A 17,481-nucleotide genomic window follows, 5' to 3' on the forward strand; every position below is an offset into this window, starting at 1 on the left:
AATACTTATGCAGTTGTCCGGGCCTGATACCATTGATCCAGCAGGGCAAATAAGGTAGCACACAAAGCTAGCCCAAGTCCTGCCAGACAGGTCATGCTCCAGCCACCGTGATGCCAGGCATAAACCCCTAAGGCTGAACCACAGGCACCGCCAATAAAATACAAGGTCATATACAGTGAATTGACCCGTGATTTGGCATCCGGGCGCAGGCGGAAAATTACGTTCTGGTTACAGCTGTGCGTAATTGCGAGCCCAAGATTTATCAGTCCATAACCCAGAATATAACTGAGCAAAGATACTGCACCAAAATATAAAAACAGCCAGCTTCCTATCAGGATAGAGCAGCCGATCCAGCTCAGTGTTTTGATATGGCCACGATCGGCCCATTTACCAATGAACTGTGTAGAAAGTGCGCCAAATACACCCACCAGCGTGACCAGTCCGACCATGACATCAGAAAGCTGAAAAGGTTCCTGCGTCAACAGTAGAGCTATGGTGGAGAACAACATACTCATGGCAGCAAAAGCACAGGCGCCTGTAAGTGAACGCAAAACCAGTCGTGGTTCCTGCTTGAGTAATATCCCCATAGATTTAAAAATCGCTGTATAGCTGATTCTCAGACGTGGCAGGCTCGGTAGTTTTCCTCTCAAATAAAAACTTAAGGCCAACATGCTTATGCCACTGAGGATATAAATCATTTTCCAGTGAAACAGGTCGGAAAGTAATCCGGCAATACTGGTCGAAAGTAGAATGCCAACCAGTAATCCGCTCATCAGGAAGCCCACCACTTCTCCAGTTTTTTCCGGTTTGACCGCCATGGTGGCCAAGGGAATCAGAATCTGTGCAGCTACGGAAAACAGTCCGGCAATGATAGTGCCGACCCAGAGCATTGGCAGATTCACTGCACTGGCACAAATAAATAAACCTGCTGCTGCACCCAGCATGAGGAAAGGGATCAGTTTGGTTTTATTCAGCATGTCCCCTAAAGGCACAATAAAAAGCAGGCCCAGGGCATAAGAGATTTGAGCAAAAGTGACAGTAAGCGCCACTTGTGATTCAGGTACCTGATAATACTGCTGAATCGATGAAATCAGCGGCTGGCAATAATAGTTAGCGCCGGCACATAAACCGCATGCAATCGCCATCAGCCATAATAAGGGCTTATTTTGACTAATATCGAGAGGCGTGTGCATAGGGCTAACCTTGTATTCAGACCGGAAGAATTGAAATGAGGAATAAGAATAATGTTCAAATTTAGGGCACTATAGGCCAGAAGTTCTCGCTTTAAAAGTAGAGAAATATTGCCAGCATTGAAAATTGTCAGAACTCAGGCAGCTTAAAGAAAGAAGTGCAATTTTAAATAGAAAATATGAGTGAATGTTTGCAGAATTTTTTATCTTTTGATAATGGGGTTGCTGCATTAAAGCGCAGCTTGATCTAGAAACAATAAAAAAGGAGCACCGAGGCCAAAAAAGTGGAATATTTACTCTATTTTGTTGCGCAAATTTGGTGCGAAAATGGGATTTTCCATTTTTAATCCAGTTCAGAACATTAATATAATAAATAGTCCTCCAGGTTTTTTTCTACCCTTTATCTGGCTGTGTGAACCTTGAGTCTTATAAAATTTTAACGATTATTTTTTTGTCAGATGTATCAATTCTGTCTGATGAAGATCTGCTCAAAACAAATTCTATCATTTCATAAAATAAGATTTTAACATCTAAAACCAGTGTTCTTGCGTGAGTGCTAAATTTGTCAAAAAAGTCAAAACAAAAGAAACGGTACAGCTAAAGTGCCGCTATCTATAGGGACTAGAGAAATTAAAAATCTACTTCTGAATCAAGAAATACAGCAATCATTGTCAGAATCATCAATGTAACAAAATAAATCAGAAATCTGCGCTTATTTACACCAGAAAAATCTGGATATTTCATTCAGCAGAATGAATATCGTTTATAAAAGCATCGAATATGAATAGCCATTGAATTAAATAAATGTGCTATCACAGCATCATTTTTATGAATCATCAGTTCAAAATATAGGTATTTATTAAATAAATAGTAGGTGGTAATTTCAAACAGTTTGATTAGAATCCAAAAATTCAACAAGAACACATCCTGAGGGGAAGCATCGTTTACACGATGTTTACTTAAGAAAAATTAGCTTGAGGAACGCTCATGCAGATCGGAATTCCAGCCGAAACTGTTGTCGGTGAAAATCGCGTCGCTGCGACGCCAGAGACAGTAAAGAAATTGATCAGCGCAGGACATAGCGTGATTATCGAACGTGGTGCAGGTGTTAAAGCTGCCTATATCGATAGTGCCTATGAACAAGTTGGTGCCAAAATTACGGATGATGCCTACACCGGCAGTCAGTTGATTTTAAAAGTTCGTGCACCGAAAGGTGAGGAAATTCAAAAACTCAACCCGAACACCACTATCGTGGCAATGTTTGATCCTTACCGTAATACTGAGCTTGACCAATTCGCGGCACAAAACGTGTCTGCATTTGCATTGGAACTTTTGCCACGAACCTTGTCTCGTGCGCAGAATATGGATGTCTTGTCTTCTCAAGCCAACCTTGCAGGTTACAAGTCGGTGCTTTTGGCTGCGGCTGAATACCAGCGCATGTTCCCGATGCTGATGACTGCTGCGGGTACGGTTAAACCGGCTCGTGTGGTGATCATGGGGGTCGGTGTAGCGGGTCTGCAAGCGATTGCAACAGCAAAACGTTTAGGTGCCATCGTTGAAGCCACGGACTTGCGTCCAACTGCCAAAGATCAGGTTGAATCTTTAGGTGGTAAATGGCTAGACGTACCGATGTCTGCTGAAGAGCAGCAAAAAGCGGCTGATGCTGCCAAAAATGGTTATGGCTGGATGCCGGGTGAAGAATACATCCGCGATCAGGCTGCAATTGTTGATAAAGCGGTATCAAATGCTGACATCGTGATTACCACAGCGCTTTTACCGGGTCGTGATGCACCGCGTTTAATCCGTGCTGAAACAGTTGCGAAAATGAAACCGGGTTCAGTGATTCTGGACATGGCAGTAGAATCTGGCGGCAACGTCGAAGGTTCGAAATGCGGTGAAACAGTCCATACCGACAATGGCGTCAAAATTCTCGGCATTCCAAATATTCCGTCGACTGTATCAACTGAAGCCTCTGCTTTATACGCTCGTAACGTATTTAACTTCGTTGAAACACTATTTGATGCGGATAAGAATTTTGTCCTGAATCCAGAAGAAGAAATTCAAAAAGCCCTACTTGTCACTCATGGCGGCCAAGTGCTGCTGAAACGTGGTTAAGGAGAAGACTCATGGTTGAAACAATTACGATTTTTGTCCTTGCCATTTTCGTAGGTTACTACGTGGTGTGGGGGGTAACACCAGCATTACATACGCCGTTGATGGCGGTGACCAATGCTTTGTCATCGATCATTATTGTCGGTGCAATGATTCAGACCGTTGGCCTGCCGGTGATTGGCGTTGAAGGTAGCGTGGATTTCCAGACCATTAACGTGGTGAGCGTACTTGGCGCGATTGCAGTATTCCTGGCGAGCATTAATATTTTCGGTGGCTTTGCAGTGACTGCACGTATGCTGGAAATGTTTAAACCTAAGCAAAAGAAAAAAGAGGGTTAATCCATGGAAATGATTCGAGAATATGCGGATTGGTTCTACCTGATTGGTGCCGTTCTTTTTATCCTGACGCTACGTGGTTTATCAGGTCCTAAAACTGCGATTGCCGGTAACCGTTACGGGATGATCGCGATGGCCATTGCGGTCGTGACTACCTTCTTTGTAGCTGAGAATCCGGTGGTCTGGATGATCATGGGCGCAATGGTGCTGGGTGCAATCGTGGGGATTGCCCGTGCACGTACAGTTCCAATGACCCAGATGCCTGAAACTGTAGCATTGATGCACTCATTGGTAGGTCTGGCTGCGGTCCTGATTGCTGTCGCTGCCATTATTCACAACAACAAACTGATTGAACTAGGTCCAGACCTGTTGGCTGCCAATGGTGTCAATTTTCATGAAATGAGTCGTGTTCATTTATTTGAACTGTTTGTGGGCTGTTTCGTGGGTGCGATTACCTTTACCGCCTCAGTCTTTGCTTACGGCAAACTGGCTGCTAAGAAATGGGCGAAAACCATTTCAGGTGCGTGGGTGAAACCGGTTCAGGCAATCATCTTTATTGCAATGTTAGGTTTTGGTGTTCACTTCTTCCTGACTGGCAATATGACATCGTTCTGGGCGATGACAGGCCTTGCGCTGGCATTCGGCTGGGTATGGATTGCACCAGTCGGTGGTGGGGATATGCCAGTGGTGGTATCTCTACTCAATTCATTCTCGGGTTGGGCGGCAGCTGGTATTGGTTTTACCCTAGAAAACAACATGTTGATCGTTGCGGGTTCGCTGGTGGGTTCTTCAGGTGCCATTCTGTCTTACATCATGTGTAAAGCGATGAACCGTTCAATCATCAACGTTTTGTTTGGTGGTGCGATGGGCGGTGCAGCTGCGCCGACAGCAGGAGCAGGTGAACAGGTTCAACGTAATCACCGTTCTGGCTCGGCAGATGATGCAGGCTTCCTGATGTCAAATGCAGACAGCGTGGTGATTGTACCGGGTTATGGTATGGCGCAAGGCCGTGCACAGAATGCGGTAAAAGAATTGGCTAACTTGCTGAAAGAGCAGGGCGTAACGGTTCGTTTCGCGATTCACCCTGTAGCAGGTCGTATGCCGGGTCATATGAACGTACTCCTTGCTGAAGCGGACGTACCGTATGAAGACATTCTGGAAATGGATGAGATCAACTCGGACTTCCCGGCAACAGATGTGGTGCTGGTCATTGGTGCGAACGACGTTGTGAACCCTGCGGCGAAAGATGATCCAACCTCGCCAATTTATGGCATGCCGATTCTGGAAGCGCATAAGGCACGTACGATTATGGTGATCAAGCGTTCTATGGCAACCGGTTATGCAGGTCTGGACAATGACTTGTTCTATAATGACAAGACCATGATGATCTTCGGTGATGCCAAGAAAGTGGTGGAGGATATGACCAAAGCCATTAATGGTACGGGTCACTAATTCAAAATCTCCCCTAACCCCTCTTTAATAAAGAGGGGAACTTCCAAAATCAAATTGGTTAGTCAGGTAAGTCCTCCTTTTTTAAAGGGGGACTTTTTTGATAAAGGCTCCCTCCTTTGAAAAAGGAGGGTCGGGGAGGATTAAATAAAAAACCACCTTCGGGTTAATGCTGATCAGTTAAGAAATTTAGAAATAGACTCTTTAACTTTTCAGTCGTTCACGACAGAGTCTTAACTTTTTAAATCAAATATTTGCAATATCATTTGTTACTTTGGTTCCGCCCAAAGTAACCAAAAGCATTTGTCATCCGCAAAACTCGTCAGCCACCATCCACTAGCAAATTTGTCGCAGAAACAATCATTTTTTAATGTAGTCCTGCCTCAGACAGTTGCGGATGACTTTTCCAGCTATCATATATAATCATGAATTTAAAAAGAAAATTCCAGTCAATTGCTTAACTGACTGGCATTAACCTTCGGGTGGTTTTTTATTTCGCATTCTTTTTATACGCACATAAAAAAAGCGACCTACACAGGTCGCTTTTTTGAATATTCGGTTTTTACGCTACAGAGTCAGTAGTATCTGTAGGATTGCGCCATAAGCTTTCTAGGTCATAGAATTTACGCGCTGTTGGAAGCATACAATGAACCACAACATAACCAAGGTCGATGAGGATCCATTCAGCATCACGTTCGCCTTCAATACCAAGAGGGCGGAAGCCAGCTTTACGTGCTTCTTCAGCAACGTTATTGGCCAATGATTTGATGTGACGTGTCGATGTACCGCTTGCAATGACCATAGCATCAGCCACATTACTGATACCGCTGACATCAAGCTCAACAATTTCTTTTGCTTTTACATCTTCAAGTGCAGCATGTACGACTTTTAAGCAGTCCTGTACAGCTTGAGAATTTGAATTCATAGTAAGATCGTGAGAATTAGAAGCGCTGGGCGATGGTTCTAAATTCATGGGGAGTGTAATTTCCTAACAATTATGCATGGTCTAATATAGCGGTTTTAGTCCTGAATTTCAAATGAAGCCGCAGTCCACTCAGTCATGCTCCGGAAAGAACTCAGCTTTCCAGTCAAAGGAATCGTTGGAATGTCCGCTGGGTTTATACTCGGCAGCGACATAACCTTGATATTGACTATGTTTTAACCACTGAAATATATCATGATATCGAATTGAGCCCGTATTGGGTTGATGTCGTCCCGGACAATCCGCAAACTGGATATGACCAATCGAGGCAATATTTTCTTGCAAAGTTTCCAGGACATCTTCGCCCATCATTGCCATGTGGTAACAGTCATACTGCATTTTTAAGGCCGGATGATGTACCGCTTCCAGCATTTCCTGGGCTTGGGCAACATTTTGAATCAAAAAACGTGGCATATCGGTGCCATTGATCATTTCGAAGACCGGTTCAATTTGATGCTCAAGCAGCATTGAACAGGCCATTTTTAGGTTACTCGCCAGCGTATTCAGGCAGGGTAAAAGATCACAATCCCTAGGCTGTTTTCCTGCCAGAATGTTCACCCGAGGTACATTCAATGCGGTAGCATACTGGATGGCCTGCTCAACCGCATGACGAAACTCGATTTCCTGTCCTGGAATGCCAGCCAGACCATGACCGCCCTGCATTAAATCACCTGCCGGCACATTAATCAGGCACAAGTTTAGCTGATGGGTGCTGAGCTGGTTTTGAATCTGGCCAATCGTAAGTTCATAAGGAAACTGGATTTCCACATGATTAAAGCCCTGTGCACGAGCCAGCGCGAAACGTTCGATCAGCGGCACTTCGGTAAAAATCATCGACAGGTTGACGGCAAGTTTAATCATGTCTTTCTCTTCAATATTCAAGGCCGCATCAATCAAGCGTTATGAATGTTTTAGTTGCTGGATTACAGTAGCCAGATCTGCTTCGGCAAAGCCTTGGGCTTGATGAGCATGTAACTGCGTTAAAGCTTGAGTCGCCACCGGAACATCCAGGTCAAAGCTTTGTGCCAGTTGCACGGCATTATTCAGATCCTTGGATAAGGTCTGTACTTTCCATTGCACCGGTTCAAAAGTTTGCGTGGCCATACGCGGTGCCAGAATCTGAAAAGGCTTGGAGTCAGCAAAACCACCCGCCAGCGCAGGCGCCAGTAAACGTGTATCCACCCCGGCAAGTCCAGCAAGGGCGACCGCTTCTGCGATCAAGGTGCTATTGGCAGCCACAATCAGCTGATTACAGATTTTAGTCGCCTGACCGGTACCCGTATCACCCATGCGGGTCACGCGTTGTGAAAGTACTGCATAGATCGGATTAAGATTTTCAATAGTCGCGGCATTACCACCGGCAAAAATCACCAGACTGCCTTGTTCAGCTCCGGCGGTACCGCCTGAAACTGGAGAGTCAATCCAGATTACTTTCTTGGCCTGTGCTTGCGCGGCAAGTGCTTGAGTTTGCTGTACCGAAAGACTGGAAAAATCCACAATCACTTGCTCCGCAACCAAATACGGTTCGATCTGAGCAAAAACAGATTGCACTGCCTGATCATCTGCCAGGCAGGTCAGAATCACCGGGTAATCTGTAATCTTATCCAAAGATAGCGTAGTTGCACCTAGATCCAGCAAGGGCTCACAGGCAGATGGTGTACGGTTCCAGACTGCCACCTGAAAACCTGCTTGAAGCAGACGTGTGGCCATGCGAGTGCCCATCAGCCCTATACCTAAAAAGGCAATTTTAGTATCGCGATTCAACTGCATGCTTTGGTTTATTCCTTTCCTAGATTCAGACTGGGTTTATTTGTATTGGCGCGGTACAAACTGAACCTCTGGGTTTTTGTCCTTTTTACGGGCCAATTGACTGTTTTTACCCAGTAATAATTTCAGCTGCCATATTTTTTCCATACGCAGGGATTTATTCGGACGATGCTGCATGGCATCCAGTACAAATTTAGAAGCCATCAGGGCATCTGGAGAACGTTGCAGCATTTCTTCAGCCAAGGCTTGTGCTCTCGCCAATGGCTGTTCATCGACATGGGTGATCAGACCGATTTCTTTGGCATATTCGCCCTCAAAAATCCGGGCAGTCAAAGTCAGCTCTTTTGCCAGATCAATACCAATCAGGCCTTTCAGTGAGCGGCTGAGTCCCATGTCTGGTACCAGTCCCCAACGGGTTTCCATAATTGACATTTTGGTCTCAGGATGGGCAATGCGGATATCTGCGGCCAGAGCAAGCTGCATGCCGGCACCAAAACAGAAGCCTTCCATCGCTGCAATCACCGGGACTGGCAATTCCTGCCAGACCAGAAATGCTTTTTGAAACAGGCTTTGACCCGGACGAATCAGCTCCCAGGCAGCATAAGCACGATTTTTAGGATTATTTAAATCGGCCAGATCAATACCGGCACTAAAGACTTGAGCTTCACCCGTTAAAATCACACAACGGATGCTTTTATCTTTTTTGATTTTTTGTGCAGTCGCGACCAGTTCGCGCAGCAGGGCAAAGCTCATGGCATTGCGTTTATCCGGACGATTCAGTGTGACAGTGGCAATGCCGTTATTTTTTTCCAAGCGCACGAGTGACATGGCATTCTTCCTTATTTTTCCTGGCTTGAGCATAGCATGCAGCCTTTGGGCTTGCATGACAGCCCAGTCACACTTGAGTAAGTTAAGGACTGAGCAGCTTCAAAGCTTTAATTTAAATGTTGCTTCAAAATTTGCTGGGCAGCCTGTTCAACCTGTTCAACCACGGCTTTGAGTTCATCAAAATATTTCAGCACGTCCTGGACAAAGCTTTCATCGGCTTTACGGCGTTCTTTACGCAAGGTTGAAACGAACTGTTCAAAGCCACCCGTGACTTTCTGCAAAGTCGGTGCGCCGACATAGCGGGTCGCGCCATATAGACGATGCAGCACATGTTCAAGTTGTGGAAAATCTTCCAGTTCAATCAGTTGCTGCATTTCATCGAGTTCATCCGCAAAGCTGTCCACCAGCATGCGTAACAGGTCCACCGCCAGGTCTTCCTTATTGGCTGCCAGTTGCAGGCTTTGCTGCCAGTCCAGAATATTTGGATCCAGTGCATCAATCACATTGGCACGTTCCAGTACCGGAATCCGTTTAAAATGCTCGGTGGTCCAGTGCGTCAAAATTTGGATAATCTGCTCAATCTGGATCGGCTTGGTGACATAATCATCCATGCCGTTTTGAAGCAGTTTATGTTTTTCATCAGAAAGCGCATGCGCTGTCAGGGCAATAATCGGCAGGCGGCTATGATTTTCAAAAGTCGATTCCAGCGAGCGAATAGCACGGGTGGTATCGATCCCGGACATGACTGGCATCTGGATATCCATAAAGACCAGATCAAACGCCGGCTGTTCCTGTTCATAACGGCGCTGAATAATATCGATCGCTTCCTGTCCGCTGAGGGCTTTGGTCGTGGTGACATTCAGTTCGCCCAGAAGGGCTTCCAGAACAATCAGGTTCGGCAAATGATCATCCACGGCCAGAATATGCAGGCCTTGACCATTAAATTCTTCATGCTGTTCCTGATCGAAGACCGGCTGATTGCCGAGTAACTGAATCAGCGCGCTGCGGCTAAGTGGCTGATGCAGGGCACGGGCACGATGGTCATTGAGCATGCTTGGATCCAGTTGCATCTGATAACCATAGACAGCCAGATGACCCTGATAACGTGAACGGATTTCGCGTAACAAGACTTCACTGTCACCACTATGATCGACGATCAGCCAGGTATTTTCGCTATTCTGTAAATGATTCAGACGGCTAAACAGATCCAGAATTGATGCACATTCAATATGTTTAACCTGATAATTTTCCAGATAATGCCGCAGCACATTCGCAGTTGCCGGATGTGCAAGATAAGACACCACGGTCAATTCGCTAAAATCTGGATGCTCAATCACGGTATCTTCATCGACCAGGAACTGGGCAGTAAACCAGAAAGTAGAGCCTTTTTCGGTTGGAGCACGTTCCTGATTGTCTTCAAAACCAATCTGGCCATGCATCAGGCTGACCAGCTGTTTGGAAATTGCCAGACCAAGACCGGTACCGCCAAACTGACGGGTCACCGAGGTATCACCCTGCGAGAAGGACTCAAACAGCTTTTTACGGTCGGTACCACTCAGGCCAATGCCGCTATCCTGTACACTAAAATGCAGCACACACTGATCCATTCCATCATGTTCCATGCGTGCCCGGACAATGATTTCTCCATCCGGAGTGAATTTGATCGCATTGGAAATCAGGTTGGTCAGAATCTGTTTAAATCGTAGCGCATCACCAATAATGTGTTTTGGCACACCATCTGCATAATAGAAGGCCATATCAATATGTTTTTGTGCTGCCAGAGGTGACAACATGTCCATCACATCAAAAATCGCTTCTTCCAGATCAAAAGGTGCCGTTTCCAGTTCCAGTTTGCCGGCATCAATTTTGGAAAAATCCAGAACATCATTGATCAGTGCCAGCAAATGCGCCGAAGACTTACGAATGGTCTGCAAATACAGGCTCTGCTCGTTGCTGAGATTGCCCTGACGTAACAACAGATGAATAAAACCATCAATACTGTTCAGCGGGGTGCGCAATTCATGGGAAATATTGGCCAGAAACACCGACTTGGCCTGGTTGGCCGAGATCGCCTGGTCGCGTGCCTGACGATAGGTAATATTCTGGACTTCTAAAGTGTCGAGGGTGCGGCGTAAATCGTCTTCGGTCTGTTCGGTATGTTCACGCAGTTCCAGAAAGCTGAAATGCAAACGTTTCACCACATTGGCGATATCACGTTGCAATAAACGCAGCTCGCCGGTGCTGTTAATCACCATATGCTGGCCGAGGGTATCGGCATTCAGGCGTTGCAATTGCATGCGAATCTCATACATTGGGGCGATCCAGCGCCGTGAGTAGAAATTCAAGCAAAGTAATAACAATAATAAGGTCAGTAATCCGGTCGCAATCAGTACGATTAGTACCCGGTAACGGGCAATTGCTAGCGGCTGGTTATCCAGTTCGATCGCCAGCCAGCCGGTAGAAAAAGTGTTTTCATTCACTTTAATGGCATAGATATGATTATCTTGATGCAGAATCGGACCAACAAAATTGCCGCTTTTCTCAAATTCTGGCCAAGGCGCCTGTTCCTGAAAACCAATGCCCAAACGGTTCTTGCCATTTTCATCCAGAACTGCTGCCCGAACCAGATGCTTTTCATTCAGCATGTTCTGCATGGCGTTGTGAGCCTGGTCATATTGCCATGGATACAGATTCAAGATATCCAGTGCATATTCTGAGGTGCCTTGAAAACGGGTGAGAATCGCAATGGCCATCTGCTTCTGCTGGGCACGTGCGGCATTCGAGGTCTCAGTCAACACCAGCATGGCACCGACACAGGCCAAAATGGTAATCGGCACAAAAATCAGCGCAATCAGCTGTCCATAGGCATGATTTAAGTGTAGGCGTTTAAACAGCTTTTTGTTGATCGTTGACATGATTTAAGCAGTATTTTCTTTATGCCTGGCATATTAGCATGCTTTAAATCGACAGTTAAAATTTAAGCATAATTTTTATAAAGCTTCGGATTAGCAGTTAAAAATACAAGAGATTTCAGTTAATTTTGCTCAGGTACAGCAAGACTAAGACGCACGAAATTTCAATCTGTAAAAGTGCCAGACTGAAATAGTATTTTCATCTTCATTAGCGAGCTGCTTCACCTGGCTAAATTATCGGGAAATGTAGTTTATGGCTTGATAGTGTGTGAGTTTTAGTGAGTTTTCTGAAAAAGCCTTGCTAAATGGGTGCAGGGAAAAGCATTTTTTCATACAATAGCCGCACCTCGATATAGGTGCAAATAATGAGTAATACCATCCCTGATTTTCAAGCAGATGAATTTTTGTTAGACCATTATGTAGGCAAAACGCCGCTGGTGCGTTTACAGCGTCTGGCAAGTCACACTCAAGCTACAGTACTCGCGAAACTCGAAGGCAATAACCCAGCAGGTTCGGTCAAAGACCGTCCGGCCTATAATATGATCATGCAGGCCGAGAAGCGTGGGCAGATCAAACCGGGTGACACCCTGATTGAGGCAACGAGCGGAAATACGGGGATTGCATTGGCGATGGTCGCAGCAATGCGTGGCTATAAAATGAAGCTGATCATGCCGAACAATATGAGTCAGGAACGTAAGGACGCGATGCTTGCGTATGGTGCCGAGCTAATTGAAGTAACCAAAGAGCAGGGCATGGAAGGTGCACGTGATCTTGCTGCTCAAATGCAGAATGATGGTGTGGGTCTGGTGCTGAATCAGTTCGGAAATCCGGACAATGTCGAAGCGCATTACCTGACCACGGGTCCAGAAATCTGGCAGCAAACCGGTGGCAAAATTACCCATTTTGTCAGTTCTATGGGTACCACCGGCACCATCATGGGTGTGTCGAAATACCTGAAAGAAATGAATCCTGATATTCAGATCGTCGGTTTACAGCCATCTGATGGTTCAAGCATTGCCGGAATCCGTCGCTGGCCAGAAGAATATCTGCCAACCATTTTCGACCGCAGCCGAGTCGATCGCATTATTGATATTCCACAAATCGAAGCTGAAAAAACCATGCGTAAGCTGGCACAGAAAGAAGGCATTAGTGCCGGAACCTCTTCTGGTGGGGCAGTGTGGGCCTCGATTAAACTGGCGGAAGAACATCCGGATGCAGTGATTGTGTGTATTATCTGTGACCGTGGTGACCGTTACTTGTCTACAGGGTTATTCTCTGTACAAGATCCTGAATAATTATTTGAGCACTGTTTTATGCGCCTGCCTGTTTTAACTTTCGATATTGAAACCCAAACCGATCTCAAATCAGGCGCGCATCTGTTTGGTCTGGACCTGCCCGAAGCAGATCTGGATCAGGCCTTGACCAAATTACGCCGTCAGGATTCAGGCTCGGATTTTCAGCGTTTGCCGCTGCATGAAATCGTCTGTATTTCCGGTTTGTGGATGGATGAGCAGGGCATGAAGCTGTTTTCGTTTAGCCGAGAACAGCATTCTGAAGCAGAAATTTTGAAAAAATTCTTGTCGATTTTTGACAAGCGCCATCCGACTCTAGTGAGTTGGAACGGCTCACAGTTTGATTTACCAGTGATTTTATACCGCGCCATGTATCATGGGCTCTCTGCACCGAGTCTGTTCGATCAGGGCGAAATTGATACGCAAAAGCGTTATAATAACTACCAGAATCGTTACCATCATCGTCATGTTGACCTGATGGATGTGATGGCCATGTTTCATGCCCGTCATTTCCAGAAGCTGGATGATGTTGCACATTTGTTGGGTTATCCAGGCAAGCGCGGTGACGGAGCCTATCGGGTTCCGGAATATGTCCGCAATCAGCAATGGACCGAATTGACGTCTTATTGTGAAGGTGATGTCCTGAATACCTGGTTGGTGTATATCCGCTGGTTGCTGTTAAAAGGCCAGCTGTTACTGCCGGATTATCAGCATTTGCTGCAAAGCACGATTCAATATTTGCAAACTCAACCGCAGCATGCGGACTTTTTATCAGTTTGGCGTGAGACTTCGCAAAGAACTGAATTTACCCAATTTGATTTTCCCATCTCCACACCCTAGGTTTTCATGAAACATCGAGCACAAGCACGTCCTATCCAGCAACCCGAGTACATTTTTCAGGTTGAGTCACTATCGCATGAGGGACGTGGCATCGCTCATTATGGTTCACATCCGGATCATCCGCAGCATAAACATGGCAAGAAAGTCTTTATCCGTTATGCCTTGCCGGGTGAAACCGTGCGTGCCCGCATTACCCGTGAAGTTAAAAAACTCGAAGAAGCCGACAGTCTTGAATTGTTGAGCGACGCTTCCGAGATTCGCGTGAAGCCGGTGTGTCCGCATTTTGGGATCTGTGGTGGCTGTAATATGCAGCATATCGCTGCGGATGCGCAGATTGAACTGAAACAGAATGTGCTGAAATCGCATCTACAGCATTTTGCTGGAATCCAGCCTGATCAATGGCTACCGCCTTTACGTTCACAACGTGAAGATTATCGCCGTAAAGCCCGGATTGGGGTGCGTTATCTACCTTCCAAGGATCAGCTGGTGGTGGGTTTTCGTGAGAATCAGTCCAACAAACTGACACCGATTGATCGCTGTATGATCTTGGATCGCGAGTTTGGCTCGGTTACACGTCTTAAACAATTGCTGCAAGGTCTGAATGGTAAGGCCGACATCGGTCATATAGAATTGGCCATGGGGGATCAGGACATTGCGCTGCTGGTGCGTGAAACTGCAAAATTATCTGCCGATGATGTCAACCAATTGCGCGAATTTACGTTACAGAAAGGCTGGCAACTGTATCTGCAGCCTGCCGGCAAAGAAACGCTTTCGCGAATAGATGATACAGAAGCATCTGCACGCTTACACTATGGTCTTGATGACTTTGATGTGAAATTCGGCTTTAATCCTCTGGACTTTACTCAGGTAAATTCAAGCATCAATCCGCAAATGGTACGATTGGCATGTGATTTGCTACAACTGCAACAGGGTGAACGGGTTCTGGATCTCTTTTGTGGATTAGGAAACTTTTCCTTACCTCTTGCGCGCTGTGTTGGTGCGTCGGGTCAGGTGATTGCGGTCGAGGGAAGTGATGAAATGGTTCGACGTGGTGCGGAAAATGCCAAAAACAATGGTATTGCACAAATATCGTTCTATTCACAAGATTTAACCAAAGATTTCTCGCACCACACTTGGGCAAATCAAGGTTTTGATGCATTATTAATCGACCCGCCACGTGCCGGGGCAGAAGAAGTGATGCATTATATCCCTCAGTTTGGAGCTAAAAGAATCGTTTATGTGTCATGTAATCCTGCGACACTCGCCAGAGATGCAGGACTCTTGGTACAACAGGGCTATCGTCTCACCCAAGCGGGCGTGATGGATATGTTTACACATACTGGACATGTTGAATCAATCGCATTGTTCGAAAAAGAAAATCAAATAAACGATTAAAGAAATGATGTTTTTAAAAGTAGGAGACGGGTATGGTCACAGTACGTGAGCAACTCCCTGGACGACTCAATGAGTTGTCACAGGAGACGACTGTAGAACATGCCGAACAAGCACACCAGGATCTGACTGAATGGTTGGATCGGGTTCGTGGCATATTAGATGGCGCACCTTTAACGCAGCTCGAAGAAGTCGCCCACTTAACATTAGAAAGAGAGCTGCAAAGTACGGTTCAGCACCGCTCCAATACCTTTTATACTGGTATTGAGATGGCGGATATTCTGGCGCATCTGCATGTCGATGAAGATACTTTGTCCGCAGCCATGCTGTATCGTGCTGTTCGTGAAGGCGTCATGCCACTCAGTGAAGTATTGGAACAGTTCGGCGAACAGGTGCATAGCCTGGTCAAAGGTACGCTTGCCATGGGTAAGCTGTCTGAGCTGATCGAAAAAAATAAACGCCTGGAAGATCATTTCAATAATAACCAGCGTGAACATCTGTCTGGCATTTACAAAATGCTGATCTCGGTCACCGAAGATGTACGTGTCGTTCTGGTCAAGCTGGCCGAACGTACCTATGCCTTGCGTGAACTGGCCAATTCCTCGCGTGAGCGTCAGGAACGGGTGGCCCGAGAAATTCTGACCATTTACTCGCCACTGGCACACCGCTTGGGCATTGCTCAGTTGAAGTGGGAGCTGGAAGATCTGGCTTTCCGTTATCTTGCGCCGGAACGTTATAAAGAAATTGCTTCCTTACTGAATGAAAAGCGTCTGGAGCGTGAACAGTATATTCAGTTTGTGATTGATAAATTACGCAATGAATTGGCTGAGCATGGCATCGAAGCTGAAATTAATGGCCGGGTGAAACACATTTATTCGATTTATCGAAAAATGAAAAGCAAGAACCTGAGCTTTGACCAGCTCTATGATATTCGTGCGCTACGGGTACTGGTGAAAAGTGTGCCGGAGTGTTATCACACTTTAGGTATTGTGCATCAGATCTGGCGCCATATTCCGCATCAGTTTGATGATTACATTACCAATCCCAAAGCCAATGGTTATCGTTCTTTACATACTGCGGTGATTGCCGAGAACAAGTCACTTGAAGTGCAGATTCGTACTCATGCAATGCATGACGAAGCTGAACTTGGGGTGTGTTCACACTTTAATTATAAAGAAGGCGCGAAAACCACAGATCGCTCCTTTAACCATCGTCTGCATTCCTTGCGTGCGGTACTTGAGCATTATCAAGAACGTAATGAAAGCAGTGCACATAAAGAATCTGAAGATGAAATAGAGAATTTTGAGCATATTCAAGATTTTGAAGGCTTTGAAAAGATCTATGTGTTTAGCCGTGATGGCGATATCAAAGAGCTGCCGCGTGATTCGACCGTGCTCGACTTTGCGTATCATGTACATACCGAGGTCGGGAACAAGTGCTATGCCGCACGGGTGAATCAGCGCTATGTGCCGCTGACCTACACTCTGAAAACTGGTGAACAGGTTGAAATTCTGACCAAAAAAGACCGGGAACCGAACCGGGACTGGCTGGTTAATTCGCTGGGTTATATCAAGACTGCCCGTGCGCGAGATAAGTTGCGTCACTGGTTCCGTCAACAGGATCGCAGCAAGAACCTGGAAGTCGGCCGTGAAGTACTGAACAAAGAATTGTCACGTCTGGCAATTCATCCGAAATCGATTGATCTGAGTGATTATTGCAACCACTTCAATGTCAAAACCGGTGATGACATTCTGGTGAATCTGGTCAATGGCGATATCAGCTTGCATGCTCTGATTAATCAGGTGAACCGCCATATGCATCTGGATCAGGACGAACCTGAACTGGTGCTAAAACCTGCCTTGAACCCGCGTGCCAGTCATACGCTGTCAGCGCACGGGATTCTGATCGACGGTCTGGATAACGTGGAATTGCATGTCGCGCAATGTTGCCAACCGGTGCATGGTGAGTCAATTGCAGGTTATATCACTCTGAATCGGGGGGTGAGCATTCATAAGGTCGCTTGTCCGGACTATGTGCGTATGATTTCTCAAGAGCCTGAGCGTGCGGTAGAAGCCGATTGGGAAATGCAGCCGACTCGCGGTCAGAGCGTACAGATTGTGGTGGAAGCTTATGATCGACGCGGTTTGCTCAAAGATCTGACGCAAGTGATTTTCTCGGATCAGATCAATATCCGCCAGGTGAATACCATTTCGGAAGCGGATGGTATTGCCAATATGAAGCTGTTGATTGAAGTCAAAGGTTTGGCACAACTTTCCAAGCTATTGGCCCGTCTAGAACAGCAGCCGGGAATTATCAGCGCGCGCCGTCTGGTACAGGGCACTTAATTGCTCTTATGTAAGTTTAAAAAGCCTGCAATTTAAT

General features: G+C 46.1%; 13 protein-coding genes. 7 read left to right on the forward strand and 6 right to left on the reverse strand.

What is annotated here, in order from left to right:
* Positions 1–5 precede the first annotated feature (5 nt).
* Positions 6–1,193 carry an MFS transporter gene (locus AC1IR0_RS13100; RefSeq protein WP_409666439.1) on the reverse strand — a complete coding sequence of 396 codons (1,188 nt, stop codon included), beginning with the start codon at positions 1,191–1,193 and terminating at the stop codon, positions 6–8.
* A gap of 984 nt (positions 1,194–2,177) precedes the next feature.
* Between AC1IR0_RS13100 and AC1IR0_RS13105 the strand changes: the two genes are divergently transcribed.
* Genes AC1IR0_RS13105 through AC1IR0_RS13115 form a run of 3 tightly spaced genes read left to right on the forward strand, consistent with a single transcriptional unit; the run spans position 2,178 to position 5,089 of the window.
* Entirely contained in the window at positions 2,178–3,305 is a 1,128-nt protein-coding gene (locus AC1IR0_RS13105; protein ID WP_005106077.1) for a Re/Si-specific NAD(P)(+) transhydrogenase subunit alpha, read from the forward strand.
* 11 nt (positions 3,306–3,316) lie between these two features.
* The gene (locus AC1IR0_RS13110) at positions 3,317–3,640 is read left to right on the forward strand and encodes a proton-translocating transhydrogenase family protein (RefSeq protein ID WP_004281642.1); all 324 of its coding nucleotides are present in this window, start codon (positions 3,317–3,319) and stop codon (positions 3,638–3,640) included.
* A gap of 3 nt (positions 3,641–3,643) precedes the next feature.
* Entirely contained in the window at positions 3,644–5,089 is a 1,446-nt protein-coding gene (locus AC1IR0_RS13115) for an NAD(P)(+) transhydrogenase (Re/Si-specific) subunit beta (protein ID WP_479741461.1), read from the forward strand.
* A gap of 559 nt (positions 5,090–5,648) precedes the next feature.
* Here the strand turns inward: AC1IR0_RS13115 and rsfS are convergent.
* The 5 genes from rsfS to AC1IR0_RS13140 all read right to left on the reverse strand — a co-directional run bounded on the left by rsfS (position 5,649) and on the right by AC1IR0_RS13140 (position 11,578).
* Entirely contained in the window at positions 5,649–6,059 is a 411-nt protein-coding gene (gene rsfS, locus AC1IR0_RS13120) for a ribosome silencing factor (RefSeq protein WP_004281644.1), read from the reverse strand.
* 81 nt (positions 6,060–6,140) lie between these two features.
* Positions 6,141–6,929, reverse strand: a complete 789-nt coding sequence (locus tag AC1IR0_RS13125) for a hydroxypyruvate isomerase family protein (protein WP_312328218.1) — start codon at positions 6,927–6,929, stop codon at positions 6,141–6,143.
* 39 nt (positions 6,930–6,968) lie between these two features.
* Positions 6,969–7,838: an NAD(P)-dependent oxidoreductase gene (locus AC1IR0_RS13130; RefSeq protein ID WP_409666117.1), complete on the reverse strand. Its 870-nt coding sequence runs from the start codon at positions 7,836–7,838 to the stop codon at positions 6,969–6,971.
* A 36-nt stretch (positions 7,839–7,874) separates the two neighbouring features.
* Positions 7,875–8,663 (reverse strand): crotonase/enoyl-CoA hydratase family protein, encoded by a 789-nt coding sequence (locus tag AC1IR0_RS13135; RefSeq protein ID WP_004645147.1) that lies wholly within the window; start codon positions 8,661–8,663, stop codon positions 7,875–7,877.
* Between the two features lie 107 nt (positions 8,664–8,770).
* Entirely contained in the window at positions 8,771–11,578 is a 2,808-nt protein-coding gene (locus AC1IR0_RS13140) for a GacS-like sensor histidine kinase (protein ID WP_005106081.1), read from the reverse strand.
* Between the two features lie 362 nt (positions 11,579–11,940).
* On the opposite strand from AC1IR0_RS13140, the gene cysM reads away from it, so the two are divergent.
* Genes cysM through AC1IR0_RS13160 form a run of 4 tightly spaced genes read left to right on the forward strand, consistent with a single transcriptional unit; the run spans position 11,941 to position 17,444 of the window.
* Positions 11,941–12,870, forward strand: coding sequence for a cysteine synthase CysM (cysM, locus tag AC1IR0_RS13145; RefSeq protein WP_005248067.1), 930 nt, complete (start codon positions 11,941–11,943; stop codon positions 12,868–12,870).
* A gap of 18 nt (positions 12,871–12,888) precedes the next feature.
* Positions 12,889–13,707 carry a 3'-5' exonuclease gene (locus AC1IR0_RS13150; protein ID WP_044110575.1) on the forward strand — a complete coding sequence of 273 codons (819 nt, stop codon included), beginning with the start codon at positions 12,889–12,891 and terminating at the stop codon, positions 13,705–13,707.
* 6 nt (positions 13,708–13,713) lie between these two features.
* Positions 13,714–15,102, forward strand: coding sequence for a 23S rRNA (uracil(1939)-C(5))-methyltransferase RlmD (gene rlmD, locus AC1IR0_RS13155; RefSeq protein WP_409666114.1), 1,389 nt, complete (start codon positions 13,714–13,716; stop codon positions 15,100–15,102).
* A gap of 32 nt (positions 15,103–15,134) precedes the next feature.
* A complete protein-coding gene (locus tag AC1IR0_RS13160; protein ID WP_005106083.1) occupies positions 15,135–17,444 on the forward strand; it encodes a RelA/SpoT family protein in 2,310 nt (769 codons plus the stop codon).
* Positions 17,445–17,481 lie beyond the last annotated feature (37 nt).

Source organism: Acinetobacter sp. 129952, from assembly GCF_056642055.1.